Source organism: Pseudomonas sp. StFLB209 (genome assembly GCF_000829415.1).
Taxonomy (GTDB): Bacteria; Pseudomonadota; Gammaproteobacteria; order Pseudomonadales; family Pseudomonadaceae; genus Aquipseudomonas.
This window is the reverse complement of the sequence record NZ_AP014637.1, coordinates 3,113,537-3,129,157: the sequence shown is the minus strand read 5'-3', so window position 1 is coordinate 3,129,157 and position 15,621 is coordinate 3,113,537. Positions and strand designations below refer to the sequence as shown.

13 protein-coding genes and 2 tRNA genes are annotated in these 15,621 nt (G+C 58.5%); all 15 read right to left on the bottom strand.

The annotated features are described in order from the left end of the window. Window positions 1-52: 52 nt before the first annotated feature. On the bottom strand, window positions 53-2,158 hold the full coding sequence (gene pnp / locus PSCI_RS13920; protein ID WP_045487737.1) for a polyribonucleotide nucleotidyltransferase: 2,106 nt from the start codon (window positions 2,156-2,158) through the stop codon (window positions 53-55). Window positions 2,159-2,400: 242 nt separating this feature from the next. Further along, complete coding sequence (rpsO, locus tag PSCI_RS13915) at window positions 2,401-2,670, bottom strand: 30S ribosomal protein S15 (protein ID WP_027900329.1); 270 nt, start codon at window positions 2,668-2,670, stop codon at window positions 2,401-2,403. Window positions 2,671-2,818: 148 nt separating this feature from the next. Further along, the gene (truB, locus tag PSCI_RS13910; protein ID WP_045487733.1) at window positions 2,819-3,736 is read right to left on the bottom strand and encodes a tRNA pseudouridine(55) synthase TruB; all 918 of its coding nucleotides are present in this window, start codon (window positions 3,734-3,736) and stop codon (window positions 2,819-2,821) included. Window positions 3,737-3,739: 3 nt separating this feature from the next. Beyond that, on the bottom strand, window positions 3,740-4,141 hold the full coding sequence (rbfA, locus tag PSCI_RS13905) for a 30S ribosome-binding factor RbfA (protein ID WP_045487731.1): 402 nt from the start codon (window positions 4,139-4,141) through the stop codon (window positions 3,740-3,742). Between the two features lie 135 nt (window positions 4,142-4,276). After that, on the bottom strand, window positions 4,277-6,838 hold the full coding sequence (gene infB / locus PSCI_RS13900) for a translation initiation factor IF-2 (protein ID WP_045487729.1): 2,562 nt from the start codon (window positions 6,836-6,838) through the stop codon (window positions 4,277-4,279). A 27-nt stretch (window positions 6,839-6,865) separates the two neighbouring features. Continuing rightward, a complete protein-coding gene (gene nusA, locus PSCI_RS13895) occupies window positions 6,866-8,347 on the bottom strand; it encodes a transcription termination factor NusA (RefSeq protein WP_045487725.1) in 1,482 nt (493 codons plus the stop codon). A 60-nt stretch (window positions 8,348-8,407) separates the two neighbouring features. Further along, window positions 8,408-8,866 carry a ribosome maturation factor RimP gene (rimP, locus tag PSCI_RS13890; protein WP_045494307.1) on the bottom strand — a complete coding sequence of 153 codons (459 nt, stop codon included), beginning with the start codon at window positions 8,864-8,866 and terminating at the stop codon, window positions 8,408-8,410. A gap of 169 nt (window positions 8,867-9,035) precedes the next feature. Continuing rightward, window positions 9,036-9,112, bottom strand: a tRNA-Met gene (locus PSCI_RS13885). 97 nt (window positions 9,113-9,209) lie between these two features. Beyond that, window positions 9,210-9,295: transfer RNA gene (locus PSCI_RS13880), tRNA-Leu, on the bottom strand. 44 nt (window positions 9,296-9,339) lie between these two features. Beyond that, window positions 9,340-9,720 (bottom strand): preprotein translocase subunit SecG, encoded by a 381-nt coding sequence (gene secG / locus PSCI_RS28645; protein ID WP_084709964.1) that lies wholly within the window; start codon window positions 9,718-9,720, stop codon window positions 9,340-9,342. Window positions 9,721-9,724: 4 nt separating this feature from the next. Beyond that, window positions 9,725-10,480: a triose-phosphate isomerase gene (gene tpiA / locus PSCI_RS13875; protein ID WP_045487722.1), complete on the bottom strand. Its 756-nt coding sequence runs from the start codon at window positions 10,478-10,480 to the stop codon at window positions 9,725-9,727. A gap of 66 nt (window positions 10,481-10,546) precedes the next feature. Next, on the bottom strand, window positions 10,547-11,887 hold the full coding sequence (glmM, locus tag PSCI_RS13870) for a phosphoglucosamine mutase (protein ID WP_045487719.1): 1,341 nt from the start codon (window positions 11,885-11,887) through the stop codon (window positions 10,547-10,549). A gap of 18 nt (window positions 11,888-11,905) precedes the next feature. Then, on the bottom strand, window positions 11,906-12,757 hold the full coding sequence (gene folP / locus PSCI_RS13865) for a dihydropteroate synthase (RefSeq protein ID WP_045487716.1): 852 nt from the start codon (window positions 12,755-12,757) through the stop codon (window positions 11,906-11,908). A gap of 8 nt (window positions 12,758-12,765) precedes the next feature. Further along, window positions 12,766-14,667, bottom strand: a complete 1,902-nt coding sequence (gene ftsH / locus PSCI_RS13860) for an ATP-dependent zinc metalloprotease FtsH (RefSeq protein ID WP_045487713.1) — start codon at window positions 14,665-14,667, stop codon at window positions 12,766-12,768. Window positions 14,668-14,880: 213 nt separating this feature from the next. Next, on the bottom strand, window positions 14,881-15,531 hold the full coding sequence (rlmE, locus tag PSCI_RS13855) for a 23S rRNA (uridine(2552)-2'-O)-methyltransferase RlmE (protein WP_045487710.1): 651 nt from the start codon (window positions 15,529-15,531) through the stop codon (window positions 14,881-14,883). Between the last annotated feature and the right edge of the window lie 90 nt (window positions 15,532-15,621).

Genomic DNA, 15,621 nt, shown 5'->3' with positions numbered 1-15,621 from the left:
CGGATTTTCGCAGGCAACCGGGCTGCCCAAGACAGCCCGATTCACACCTGAATCAGACGCCGGAAGCTTTGGCAGCCGCCACGTCTTTGATCGACAGTTTGATACGGCCGCGGTTGTCCACGTCCAGTACCAGCACTTCGACTTCCTGACCTTCCTTGAGGATGTCGGTCACTTTCTCTACGCGAGCATCGCTGAGCATCGAGATGTGAACCAGACCGTCCTTGCCAGGCAGGATGTTGACGAACGCACCGAAGTCAACGATACGCTCGACCTTGCCGACGTAGATCTTGCCGATCTCGGCCTCTGCGGTGATACCCAGTACGCGCTGACGGGCTGCTTCAGCGGCTTCTTTGGTTTCACCGAAGATCTTGATCGAGCCGTCGTCTTCGATGTCGATCGAAGCCTTGGTTTCTTCGCAGATGGCACGGATGGTCGCACCACCTTTGCCGATCACGTCGCGGATCTTGTCGGTATCGATCTTCATCGCCAGCATGGTCGGTGCGTTGGCCGACAGCTCGCTGCGCGATTGACCGATGATCTGGTTCATCTGACCGAGGATGTTCAGGCGCGCTTCCAGGGCCTGGCCCAGGGCGATCTCCATGATCTCTTCGGTGATGCCCTTGATCTTGATGTCCATCTGCAGTGCAGTAACACCGTTGGCGGTACCGGCAACCTTGAAGTCCATGTCACCCAGGTGGTCTTCGTCACCGAGGATGTCGGTCAGGACTGCGAACTTCTCGCCTTCCTTGACCAGGCCCATGGCGATACCGGCAACCGGCGCCTTGACCGGCACACCGGCGTCCATCAGCGCCAGCGAAGCGCCGCAGACCGAAGCCATGGAGCTGGAACCGTTGGATTCGGTGATTTCCGATACGACGCGGATGGTGTACGGAAACTGGTCAGCGCTAGGCAGCATGGCCTGTACGCTGCGACGTGCCAGACGGCCGTGACCGATCTCGCGACGGCCAGCACCGCCCATGCGGCCACACTCGCCCACCGAGAATGGAGGGAAGTTGTAGTGCAGCATGAAGCTGTCTTTTTTCTCGCCTTCCAGAGTGTCGAGCAGTTGTGCATCACGGGCAGTACCCAGGGTTGCAACCACCAGCGCCTGGGTTTCGCCACGGGTGAACAGCGCCGAACCGTGAGTCTTTGGCAGAACGCCGACTTCGATGTTCAGCGGGCGAACGGTGCGGGTGTCACGGCCATCGATACGCGGCTTGCCGTTGACGATGTTCTCGCGCACGGTGCGGTATTCGATTTCACCGAAAGCAGCTTTGACTTCGCCAGCCGACGGGCCATTCTCTTCAACGGCCAGACGGGCAACAACCTGGTCACGCAACTCGCCCAGGCGAGCATAGCGGTCGGCCTTGACGGTGATGGTGTAAGCCTGGGAAATGGCTTCGCCGAACTCACTGCGAATGGCATTGAGCAGGACAGTGTTCTCGGCTTCTGGCTGCCAGTTCCAGGTTGGCTTGGCGGCTTCGGCAGCGAATTCCTTGACGGCGTTGATCACGGCCTGGAATTCGTCGTGGGCGAACAGCACGGCACCCAGCATCTGGTCTTCGGTCAGCTCTTTGGCTTCCGATTCAACCATCAGTACTGCCTCTGCAGTACCCGCCACGACCATGTCGAGGCTCGAAGCAGTCTGCTGCTCGTAAGTCGGGTTGAGCAGGTAGCCGGTTTCCGGGTGGTAGGCCACACGGGCAGCGCCTACCGGGCCGTCAAACGGGATGCCGGAGATGGCCAGGGCCGCAGAAGTACCGATCATCGCCGCGATGTCCGGATCAGTCTTCTTGCTGGTGGAAACCACGGTGCAGACGACCTGCACTTCGTTCAGGAAGCCTTCCGGGAACAGAGGACGGATCGGACGGTCGATCAGACGCGAGGTCAGGGTTTCTTTTTCGGAAGGACGGCCTTCACGCTTGAAGAAGCCACCCGGGATCTTGCCGGCCGCGTAGGTTTTTTCCTGATAGTGCACCGACAGCGGGAAAAAGCCCTTGCTTGGGTCGGCGTGCTTGGCACCCACTACGGTCACCAGAACGCTGACGTCGTCGTCAACGCTGACCAGTACTGCGCCTGAGGCCTGACGGGCAATGCGGCCTGTCTCCAGGGTTACGGTCGATTGACCGAACTGAAACTTCTTGATTACCGGGTTCACGGTTTCCTACCTTTCATTTGTGGCTCTGGGGAAAATGTCTTCTTGCGAATTCTTGGGCAGCACGGGGAATCGGCCCCGATGGCAGTCCAGATAAAACTTGAGGCTGGAAGCCTGCCAGACACATCGGTTTGACCGATATGCCCAGACAGGCTACCAACCTCATATTTCTTTCCGGCCAGACGCCTGGCCCGTCAGTGACTGACGCAACCAGGCTTGGCGGAAAGAGAGTCACCACGCCGTGATTAGCGACGCAGACCCAGACGGCCGATCAGAGCACTGTAACGGCTCACGTCTTTGCCTTTCAGGTAGTCCAGCAGCTTGCGGCGCTGGTTTACCATGCGGATCAGACCACGACGGGAGTGGTGGTCTTTACCGTTGGCCTTGAAGTGGCCTTGCAGCTTGTTGATGTTGGCGGTCAGCAGTGCAACTTGCACTTCTGGCGAACCAGTATCACCGGCAGCTTGCTGGTAGTCGGTTACGATCTGAGCTTTTTCTTCAACGCTGAGTGCCATTTGGGCAATCCTTCAAGTCAAGGAGCCGTCCTTGCGGGACGATTCCAACAGGCCAAGGCCAAAGCCTCGTATTTAAAAAAGAGATGTGACCGTGCCTGTTGACAGCCACCCTCGCCCGCATGCCTGACACCAGCCATGCGGATTTCGGTCACTCTGACCGAATCAGTCGACGCGGCGCAATACGCCCGTCTTCGCTCACTTCACCGATACCGATGAAGCGGCCCTGGTGATCCTGTACCCGGACCATGCCGAACTTCGGTGCGTCCGGCGCCCTGACTGGCTGACCATGCAGCCAGTAGAAAGCGCTGTGCTCCGAGAACTTCAGCAATGGCCAGTCGAGCAACCCGCTGTCTGAGGGCATCAGGAAGCGATCAATGGCTTCGTTGCCGCCTTCGGCATGGGCTTGCTCAAGCTCTTCCAGCGTGACCGTCTGGGCCAGACTGAAAGGGCCGGCCTGGGTGCGGCGCAACTCGGCGACGTAGGCACCGCAGCCAAGACGCTCACCAATATCTTCCACCAGGGTACGGATATAGGTGCCTTTGCTGCAATCCACGGCCAGTCGTGCAGTCTCGCCTTCGCACGCCAGCAACTCCAGGCGCGCAATAGTAACAGAACGCGCCTCGCGCTCCACTACTTCCCCTGCACGCGCCAGTTTATACAACGGCTGCCCATCACGCTTGAGAGCCGAGTACATCGGCGGTATCTGGCTGATCTGACCGGTAAAATCCGGCAGGATCGCTTCGATATCCTGGCGACCAACGGTCACCGGACGGGTTTGCAAAACCTCGCCTTCGGAGTCTGCGGTGGTCGTAGTCTTGCCCAACTGCGCCAGCGTCTCGTAAGACTTGTCGGAATCGAGCAGGTACTGCGAAAACTTGGTGGCTTCACCAAAGCACAGCGGCAAGACGCCAGTGGCCAAGGGGTCGAGGCTACCGGTATGGCCGGCTTTCTCGGCATTGAGCAACCAGCGCACCTTCTGCAGGGCCGCATTGGACGTGAAGCCCAGCGGCTTGTCGAGCAGGATGATACCGCTGACGTTACGGCGGATACGTTTGACCTGAGCCACCCGTCACTCCTTGGAATCGTCTGAGGCGGAGCCAGGCTGGTGCTGGCTGTCCTCAGCCACGGCGCGCTCGATCAGGGCCGAGAGGTGCGCACCACGCGACACGCTCTCGTCATAACGGAAATGCAACTGCGGTACGGTACGCAGCTTCATTTCACGACCGATCTGCATGCGCAGAAAGCCGGCCGCCGTGTTGAGCACCTTGATGCTCTGGGCAACTTCATCATTGCCGTCCTGCCCCATGACCGTGACATACACCTGAGCATGGCTCAGGTCACGGCTGACATCTACAGCAGTGATGGTGACCAGCCCCAGGCGCGGGTCTTTGACTTCACGACGGATCAGTTGCGCCAGCTCGCGCTGCATCTGATCGCCAATACGTTGGGTGCGGCTATATTCTTTGGCCATTTTTGATACCTGTTACTGACCCTGGGCGAAACCCTGAAGGTCTGAAAGCGGCAAACGCCCGGCCTGACGTAGGTCAGACCGGGCGTTGCGTTCAGCTCAAGGCACGGTAACAACGCCGTGCCCGAAACCCGCGACTTAGAGGCTGCGGGCCACCTGGACTTTCTCGAAGACTTCGATCTTGTCGCCGACCTTGACGTCGTTGTAGCTCTTGACGCCGATACCACATTCCATGCCGTTACGCACTTCAGAGGCGTCATCCTTGAAGCGACGCAGCGACTCCAGCTCGCCTTCGAAGATAACGATGTCTTCGCGCAGAACGCGGATCGGACGGTTACGGTGGACAGTACCCTCGATAACCATACAGCCGGCGATCGCACCAAACTTCGGCGAACGGAACACGTCACGGACTTCGGCAACACCGAGGATGTTCTCGCGAACATCGCTGCCAAGCATGCCGGTCAGGGCCTTCTTGACGTCTTCGATGATGTCATAGATCACGTTGTAGTAACGCATGTCCAGACCTTCCTGCTCGACGATCTTGCGCGCACCGGCATCGGCACGCACGTTGAAGCCGAACAGGACAGCGTTGGAGGCCAGTGCCAGGTTGGCGTCGCTCTCGGTGATACCACCGACACCGCCACCGATGACCCGGACCTGCACTTCATCGTTACCCAGACCGCCCAGAGCACCTTGCAGCGCCTCGAGCGAACCACGGACGTCGGATTTGAGGACGATGTTGAGCGTCTTCTTCTCTTCCTGGCCCATGTTTTCGAAGATGTTTTCCAGCTTGCCGGCATGGGCGCGAGCCAGTTTGACTTCGCGGAACTTGCCTTGACGGAACAGCGCAACTTCACGGGCCTTCTTCTCGTCAGCCAGTACAGTCATCTCGTCACCGGCTTCCGGGGTGCCATCCAGACCGAGAATCTCGACCGGGATCGACGGACCGGCTTCCTTCACAGGCTTGCCGTTCTCGTCGAGCATGGCGCGGATACGGCCATAGTTGGAGCCCACCAGAGCCATGTCGCCCTGACGCAGGGTACCGTCCTGAACCAGAACGGTGGCCACCGGGCCACGGCCCTTGTCCAGACGCGACTCGACCACCACACCACGACCCGGGGCCGATGGCGTAGCCTTGAGTTCCAGAACCTCGGCCTGCAGCAGTACGGCTTCGAGCAGTTCGTCAACACCGGTACCCATTTTCGCGGAAACCGGAACGAACGGCGTATCACCGCCCCACTCTTCAGACGTCACGCCGTGAACCGACAGCTCACTGCGGATACGGTCCAGATCAGCGCCTGGCTTGTCGATCTTGTTCACTGCAACCACCAGCGGAACGCCAGCCGCTACTGCGTGCTGAACCGCTTCGATGGTTTGCGGCATCACGCCGTCGTCGGCTGCAACCACCAGGATCACGATGTCAGTCGCCTTGGCACCGCGAGCACGCATGGCAGTAAACGCCGCGTGACCAGGGGTGTCGAGGAAGGTAACCATGCCACGCTCGGTTTCAACGTGGTACGCACCGATGTGCTGGGTAATGCCGCCGGCTTCGCCAGCCGCTACTTTGGCACGACGGATGTAGTCGAGCAGCGAGGTCTTACCATGGTCAACGTGACCCATGACGGTAACGACCGGAGCACGCGAGAAGGTCTCACCTTCGAACTTCAGGGACTCGGCCAGGGACTCTTCCAGCGCGTTGTCGCTGACCAGAGTGACCTTGTGGCCCAGTTCTTCAGCGATCAGGTGCGCGGTTTCCTGGTCCAGTACCTGGTTGATGGTCACCGGGGTGCCCATCTTGAACATGAACTTGATGACCTCGGCCGCCTTGACCGACATCTTCACCGCCAGTTCGCCGACAGTAATGGTTTCACCAATGGCCACGTCACGGATGACTGGACCGGTCGGTGCCTGGAAGCCGTGAGCATTACGCTTCTTGAGCTTGGACTTGCCACCACGACCGCGACGGAAGCCATCGCTTTCTTCATCGGAGGTACGCGGTGCAACGCGCGCATTTGGCGCCTTGTCCTTGGCAGCAGGGCGGTGGGCGGCGCCTTTGCGCTCGCCGTCGCCATTGCCACGGGCCGGACGGTCCTCGCTGCGATGGGTCTTCTCGGGACGACGCTCTTCGCGCTTGCGCACTTCAATGGTCGTGGTCGCCGGGGTGTTGTTGGCGGGTGCTGCAACCGGTGCTTCACGCACAGGCTCAGGCGCAGCAGCACGCTCGACCGCTGCCTCGACCGGCTTAGGCTTGTCGGCCACCGGCTGCGGCTTGGCTTCAACGTTCGCAGGGCGACGTGCATCTTCTTCGCTGCGACGCTTGGCTTCTTCTGCTTCAGCTTTCTGACGAACAGCCGCTTCGGCTGCACGGCGCTCATCGAGCTCGCGCTTGCGCTCGGCTTCAATTTCTTCAGCGCTGCGTTGTACGAAAACTTTCTTCTTGCGAACTTCTACGCTGATGCTCTTGCTACCGGCCACACGCAGAGTGCTGGTGGTCTTACGCTGCAAGGTAATCTTGCGCGGTTCTTCCGCCTTGCTCTTGTGACCGCTTTTCAGATGCGCCAACAGCGCCTGTTTTTCGTTATCGGTCACTACTTGCTCGGCGGCGGTGTGCGGCAGACCTGCCTCACGCATCTGCTGCAGCAGGCGCTCTACCGGTGTGTCAACCGTCTTGGCCAGTTCTTTCACCGTGACTTGCGTCATGCACTTCTCTCCTCAGGCCGCGCCTTGTTACTCGAACCAATGGGCACGGGCGGCCATGATCAACTTGCCGGCACGATCGTCGTCGATGCCGTCGATGTCGAGCAGGTCGTCAATCGACTGCTCGGCCAGGTCTTCGCGGGTCAGGACGCCGCGCACCGCCAGTTCCATCGCCAGGTCCTTGTCCATACCCTCAAGAGAGAGCAGGTCTTCGGCTGGTTGGGCGTCTGCCAGTTTTTCCTCAGTAGCGATGGCTTTGGTCAACAGGCGATCCTTGGCGCGAGCACGAAGCTCATTGACGATGTCCTCGTCAAAGCCGTCGATGTTGAGCATTTCTTCCAGCGGTACGTAGGCGATTTCTTCGAGGCTGGTAAAGCCTTCGTCGACCAGAACCTGAGCCAGCTCTTCGTCGACTTCAAGGTCGTCGATGAAATTGCGCAGGATGTCTCCGGTCTCCGCCTGTTGCTTGGCCTGAATGTCCGACTCGGTCATTACATTCAGAGTCCAGCCGGTCAATTGACTGGCCAGACGTACGTTCTGTCCACCACGACCGATGGCCTGAGCCAGGTTGTCCGCGCCAACCGCGATGTCCATTGCATGAGCGTCTTCATCAACGATGATTGCCGCCACTTCAGCAGGGGACATTGCATTGATCACGAATTGTGCCGGGTTGTCGTCCCACAGCACGATATCCACACGTTCACCGCCCAATTCGCCCGAAACAGCCTGGACACGCGAACCGCGCATGCCAATACAGGCACCTTGCGGATCAATACGCTTGTCCTTGGAGCGAACAGCAATCTTGGCTCGCGACCCCGGATCACGGGAAGCAGCCATCACTTCGATCAACCCTTCGGCGATCTCCGGGACTTCAATACGGAACAGCTCGATCAGCATTTCTGGCGCAGTACGCGACAGAATCAGCTGCGGGCCACGGTTCTCAGTGCGGATTTCTTTTAGCAGCGCTCGCAGGCGGACACCAACCCGGAAAGTCTCACGGGAGATGATGTCTTCACGTGCCAGCAGTGCTTCGGCATTGTTGCCCAGGTCGACGATGACGCTGTCACGCGTGACCTTCTTGACGGTGCCGGAAATAATTTCACCCAGACGCTCACGGTAAGCGTCAACCACCTGGGCGCGCTCGGCTTCACGAACCTTCTGGACAATGACTTGCTTGGCGGTCTGCGCGGCGATACGACCGAACTCGATGGACTCGATCTTCTCCTCGATGACTTCGCCAGCCACAGCGCCCGGTTTGTGCGCCTGGGCCTGATCTACCGCGTACTGGTGTGCCGGATCATCAAGGTCTTCGTCCTCGACCACAGTCCAGCGACGGTATGTCTCGTAATTGCCGGTGTGACGGTTGATTTCAACACGCACATCGACTTCATCTTCATAGCGTTTTTTTGTCGCGGTAGCCAGTGCCAGCTCCAGCGCTTCAAAAATAACACCCGCCGGTACGCCCTTTTCATTGGACACCGACTCAACAACCAGCAGTACTTCTTTGCTCATCGTACGCCTCGCCTTTCGCAAGCCATTGGATCCGCGGGATCCGCAGTATCTGGCACGTCTTCAGTCAAACGTGGGAATGATGTTGGCCTTGTCGATCATGTCGATCGGCAACAGGTACTCATGGTCATCAACCTGCACCACGACATCCTGCTCCTCCACCCCGCGGAGAAGGCCCTGAAAGTTGCGACGTCCTTCATATGGCGAACGCAGCTTAATTTTCACTTGGTTCCCAGTGTGCAAAGCAAACTGTTCAAGTGTGAACAGTGGGCGATCCATGCCGGGAGACGACACTTCCAGCGTGTACTCAGAGCTGATTGGATCTTCTACATCCAATATGCCACTGACCTGACGACTGACGATTTCGCAGTCTTCCACCAGGACGCCGCCTTCCTTATCGATAAAAATGCGCAGCATTGAATGCCGGCCCTGGGAAACGAACTCGATCCCCCAGCATGTGTAGCCAAGTGCTTCGACCACTGGGGCCAGCATGGCCTGCAACTGTTCCAGCTTGCTCGACATCTGAACCCCCTCGTGCATGCTTTGAAAATAAAAAAATGGGCACAAGCCCATCAGTGAAAACGCCGCTGAACACCGACGTCATGTTCGGAAACCTCTAAAAATCGCATCTTTAGAGAGATCCGTTCTGTCCAGCTAACAAAAAGCCCCTTGATAGGGGCTCCGCTAAAACTGGTTGCGGGGGCTGGATTTGAACCAACGACCTTCGGGTTATGAGCCCGACGAGCTACCAGACTGCTCCACCCCGCGACAAAGCTGGGGGCGGATTATACGATCGATTACTTGACAGGTCAATCGAACATCCACCTACAAGAAAGCCCGCTAATGCGGGCCATCTTGTTTTATATGGTACCGAGAAGGGGACTCGAACCCCTACACCCTATGGGCACAACCACCTCAAGGTTGCGTGTCTACCAATTCCACCACCTCGGCATTACAACACTTTGACGATATCAACTGCATCGTCGAATTCTTGCTTACTTTTCCGGAGCCTGAGGAACATCGGCTGGGACAGTAGCTGCGGGCTTCTGGCCGTCAAGCATAGGAACATCGTCGGATGCCGGCTTTTGCTTGATTTCCATTACCGCTGGATCTGGCAAACCTACCTGATTCAGCTCTTGAGCTTTTTCTTTAGCAAAGTAACCTAAACCCAGGCTACTCAAGAAAAAACATGCTGCAAGTATAGCAGTAAACTTACTAAGAAAGGTAGCACTTCCTTGGCTTCCGAAGACAGTATTTGATGCACCCGCACCAAATGAAGCACCTGCTTCAGCACCCTTACCCTGCTGCATCAGAACCAGGGCTACAACACCCAGGGCACCCAGCAGATGAAAAACGATTACGACTGTTTCCAGCATATTGTCAGTTTCCCGCGGCGCGACAGATCGCACCGAACTCATCTGCATTCAGGGAAGCTCCACCAACAAGCCCCCCATCGATATCCGGCATACTGAAAAGCTCAGCCGCATTGGCCGCCTTTACACTGCCGCCGTAGAGAAGTCGCACACCTTGTGCAACCCCAGAATCATTTTCGGCCAGTTGCGCACGTATTGCTGCGTGCACCTCCTGCGCCTGCTCAGGCGTTGCCGTCAACCCGGTGCCAATGGCCCATACAGGCTCGTAGGCAACAACGGCGTTAACCAGCGCCTGGATACCAAACGCCTTGATGACACTGTCAAGCTGCTGCCCGACCACCTCAAGAGTTTGACCCGCCTCGCGCTGTGCAAGAGTTTCCCCAACACACAACACCGGCACCAGACCACTTGCCTGAATGGCCGCAAACTTGCGATTGAGCACTTCGTCAGACTCGCCCAACAAAAGGCGTCGCTCGGAGTGACCAACCAGAACCAGCTTACAACCTGCATCGACCAACTGAACCGATGCCGTCTCGCCTGTCAGGGCGCCCTGTTCAGCCTGAACGGCTGCATCCTGGGCTCCCACGACGATCGACGTACCTTGGAGCGCGTCGACCACTTGACCGATATGCAGACTCGAAGGAATCACTGCAACATCAACACTGCCAGGCAGGTCCTGCGCTGCGAGTCCCTCGACCAGCTCAGCGACGCTGGCGCGGGTACCGTGCATCTTCCAGTTACCAGCTACCATAGGGCGACGCATGCTTTACCTCGTCGGTCAAAGTGGGCGCAGATCTTACCCAACCATTTCAAAGCTGGCAAGCCGTTTTCAGGAACAAACTTCATCGACCAGCCTGGCCAGTTCTTCGGCATAGGCCCGGACCCGCACTTCGTCCTCACCTTCGACCATGACACGCACCAGCGGCTCGGTCCCGGACTTGCGCAACAACACCCGACCACGCCCGGCCATTTCGTCGGTTACCCGGGCACAAGCCTGCTGCACGGACGGATGAGCGACCGGATCCAGGCCGCCAGCGAAGCGCACATTGATCAACACCTGAGGGCACTTGCGCAGTTTCTGGCGCGCCTGAGCCAGGCTTTCACCTGCACGGCGCAGGGCCATCAACACCTGCAGCGCGGCGATAACGGCATCCCCGGTCGTGGTGTGCTGCATACATACCACATGCCCGGAGTTCTCACCGCCGAGCAGCCAGTTGCGCTCCAGCAGTTCGGCAATCACGTAGCGGTCACCGACATTGGCCCGAACAAATGGAATGCCGAGCTCGGCCAGCCCAAGCTCAAGCCCCAGATTGCTCATCAATGTACCGACGACACCGCCATTGAGGCGATCACGCTGATGCATGTCGCGGGCAATGATGTACATCAACTCATCGCCATCGACTATCGCACCGGTCTGGTCGACCATCAGCACCCGGTCACCATCGCCGTCAAAGGCGATGCCCAGGTCGGCCTTCTCGGCCAGCACGGCGGCCTGCAATGACTCAAGGTGCGTGGAACCGCAGTTTTCGTTGATATTCAGGCCGTTGGGCTGCGCAGCCAGAACACTGACCTGCGCACCCAGCTCGCGAAACACGCTGGGCGCGATCTTGTAGGTAGCCCCATGAGCACAATCGACCACCAGTTTCAGCCCGGCAAAGCTGGTGCCCGTCGGCACGCTGCTCTTGCAGAACTCGATATAACGACCGGCTGCGTCGTTGATCCGCGACACCTTGCCCAGATTCTCCGAGTCCACGACGGTCATCGGCGCATCCAGCAACTCTTCGATCATCATTTCGATCTCGTCAGGCAGCTTGGTGCCCTGCCCCGAGAAAAACTTGATGCCGTTATCGTAATGCGGATTGTGCGATGCGCTGATCACGATACCGGCTTCTGCGTGAAAGGTGCGCGTCAGGTAGGCGATCGCCGGCGTAGGCATCGGACCGAGCAACATGACATCGGCCCCGGCAGCCGAAAGACCGGCCTCCAGGGCGGATTCGAACATGTAGCCCGAAATACGAGTGTCCTTACCCACCAGAATTCGGCAGGCGCCCATACGGCGAAACGCCATGCCCGCTGCCCAGCCCAGCTTAAGCATGAAATCAGGGGTAATCGGGTACTGGCCAACACGACCGCGAATGCCGTCGGTGCCGAAATATTTTTTGGTAGTCATGGGTGCTCCACAGTGTTCTTATTCAGCTGACTCGACAGCTGTAATCATGCGTACGACATCGACCGTCTCGGCAACATCGTGCACACGCAGGATCCGCGCGCCCTTGCTCATCGCCAGAGCCGCCAGGGCCAGACCGCCATACAGGCGCTCATCCACCGCACGCCCCAGCACACCGCCAATCATGCTCTTGCGCGAGACACCCACCAAGAGTGGGCGCCCCAACGCTTGCAGAACTTCCATGTGCTTGAACAGGCTGAGATTGTGATCCAGTGTCTTGGCGAAGCCAAACCCGGGGTCGAGAATAATGCGCTCAGCGCCAATACCGACGGCTGCGCACTGCTTCATACGCTCGACCAGAAAATCACTGACTTCCTGAACCAGGTCGCGATAGTGCGGATTATCCTGCATATCGCCAGGCTCGCCCAGCATGTGCATCAGACAAACCGGCAAACCGGTCTGCGCAGCCGCCTCCAGAGCACCAGGACGGCGCAGCGAGCGGACGTCGTTGATCAGACCCGCCCCCAGACGTGCGGTTTCCAGCATCACCTCAGGGGTTGAGGTATCGACGGAAATCACCACATCCAGCTCTTGAGCGACCCGCTCGACCAACGGCGCAACCCGCTCCAGCTCTTCGGGCACAGAGACCGGTGGCGCACCGGGGCGAGTGGACTCACCACCAATATCGATCAGAGTCGCACCAGCCAGCACCATCGCTTCGGCATGGCGCAGCGCAGCATCAAGCTGGCTGTAGCGGCCGCCATCGGAGAAAGAGTCGGGAGTCGCATTCAGAATGCCCATGACATGCGTCCGGGCCAAATCAAGAACCCGGTTGCCGCAAGGCAACCGGGTCGGATACAGCGTTGAAGTCATGTCAGACCTTAATGATCGGCAGCAGGGCCGCCGATAGGCGCTTCAGGACGGGGCTCGGGAATTGGCGTACCGTTGGTACCGGAACCACCTTCCCAATCACGAGGCTCACGCGGCGTGCGACCGGCCATGATGTCGTCGATCTGGTCGCTGTCGATGGTCTCGTACTTCATCAGCGCATCAGCCATGGCATCGAGCTTGTCACGGTTATCGGTCAGCAATTGCTTGGCCGTGCCATAACAAAGATCGATGATGCTGCGCACTTCAGAGTCGATCAGCTTGGCCGTATCACCGGAGAAACTGGTGTTCTGGCTCGAACCGCGCCCCAGGTAACCTGAGTCCTCGTCCTCCGTGTACATCAGCGGGCCAAGCTTCTCGGACAGACCCCACTTGGTCACCATGTTCCGGGCAATCTGGCTGGCGCGCATGATGTCATTGGAGGCGCCGGTGGTAACCCCATCGAAGCCCAGGGTCATTTCCTCAGCGATACGGCCGCCATACAGCGAGCAGATCTGGCTGATCAGCGCACGCTTGGAGAGGCTGTAGCGATCCTCTTCAGGCAGGAACATGGTGACACCGAGGGCACGACCACGCGGGATGATCGAAACCTTGTAGACCGGGTCATGTTCCGGCACCAGACGACCAACGATCGCGTGGCCTGCTTCGTGATAAGCGGTGTTCTGTTTCTCTTTCTCGGACATGACCATGCTTTTGCGCTCGGCGCCCATCATGATCTTGTCTTTGGCCAGCTCGAACTCTTTCATTTCGACCAGGCGCTTGCCGCTGCGCGCAGCAAACAGTGACGCTTCGTTGACCAGGTTGGCCAGGTCGGCACCAGAGAAGCCAGGCGTACCGCGTGCGATCACTGCCGGATTGACGTTCTCGCCCATCGGCACTTTGCGCATGTGGACCTTGAGAATCTGCTCGCGACCACGGATATCCGGCAGACCGACGACCACCTGACGGTCGAAGCGGCCTGGACGCAGCAGCGCCGGGTCAAGAACGTCGGGACGGTTGGTCGCTGCAATGACGATAATGCCGTCATTCATTTCGAAGCCGTCCATCTCTACCAGCAACTGGTTGAGGGTCTGCTCGCGCTCATCGTGACCACCGCCCATACCGGCACCGCGATGACGACCGACCGCATCGATTTCGTCGATGAAGATGATGCATGGCGCATGCTTCTTGGCCTGCTCGAACATGTCACGGACCCGGCTGGCACCAACACCGACGAACATCTCGACGAAGTCTGAACCGGAAATCGTGAAGAACGGCACCTTGGCTTCACCAGCAATGGCCTTGGCGAGCAAGGTCTTACCGGTGCCCGGAGGACCGACCATCAGTACGCCGCGCGGGATCCGACCGCCCAGGCGCTGGAACTTGCCCGGATCACGCAGGAACTCGACCAGCTCGCCGACTTCTTCCTTGGCTTCGTCACAACCTGCAACGTCGGCCAGGGTCGTCTTGACCTGATCTTCCGAGAGCAGGCGCGCCTTGCTCTTGCCGAAACTCATCGGCCCGCCCTTACCGCCGGCGCCGCCCTGCATCTGCCGCATGAAGAACATGAAGACAGCAATGATCACCAGGATCGGGAAGCTGGCCACCAGCAACTGGGTCCAGATACTCTGCTGCTCAGGCTGTTTACCTTCGACGACCACGTTGTTGTCGACCAGATCACCGATCAGGCCGTTATCCTGGATGGCAGGGCGGATGGTCTTGAAGGTATCGCCGTCACTGCGCTTGCCTGTGATGACATAGCCGTCCACAGAGACTTTCTCGACCTTGCCGCTCTTCACCTGCTGGATGAATTCGGAGTAGTTGAGGGTCTGCGGCTCGTTCGGGCTGGAGAAGTTGTTCATCACCGTCACCAGGACAGCCGCGATGATCAACCACAGGATCAAATTCTTTGCCATATCGTTCAATTAGCTACCCTCTGAAGCAAGCTCCACGCAGCAAGCGTGCCTCGCATGATAATCACCGCCCTAACTTACTACAGAACCCCCCAATGTGGCAGGCGCCGTCTGTAACCCTTTGTGAAACATTAGCTACAAGATGTTCATTCAGGCGACATCTGCACGCCATTTGAAAAAAACTATCGCACCATACCAAAAGCGCCCGGCACAGGATCAAAGACGCTCTTCGCTGGCCGAACCCTCCAGACCACGGAAGCCACGGGCCAGAAGGTATTGCTCGCGAGACCGGTCGCGCGATGACAACGGCTTGCGCATCTGCACCTTGTCGAACAGCCGACGGATGTCCTTGTGGTAGGTATCGAAGCCCTCACCCTGGAAAATCTTGATGAGGAAATCGCCACCTGGACGCAACACACGCCCCGCCAGGTCCAGCGCCAGCTCACAGAGGAACATGGCACGAGGCATATCCACAGCGCTCAATCCACTCATATTGGGGGCCATATCGGAAATAACAAGGTCTACTTGCGTATTACCTACCGCCTCGAGGATCTGCGCCAGCACGGCGTCCTGGGTAAAGTCGCCGCAAATGAAAGTGACATCCGGAATGCTGTCCATTTCCAGAATGTCCGAAGCGATCAGCTTGCCCTGACCACCAATCAGCCGACTGGTGACCTGAGACCAGCCGCCCGGGGCCGCTCCCAGGTCGATCACGGTCATGCCTGGACGAATGATTCTGTCCTTCTCCTGGATCTCCAGAAGCTTGTAACTGGCGCGCGAACGATAGCCGTCTTTTTGCGCCATCTTCACGTATTTATCGTCGAAATGTTCTTTAAGCCAGCCTTGGCTTGATTTGGAACGGGCCACAGGGCACCTCAATTTTAAACGGGTCGCGATTATATGGGCGGTCTCGGACTTGCTCGGGTAAACTAGCCGCCGTTTTTCACCAGACCAGAC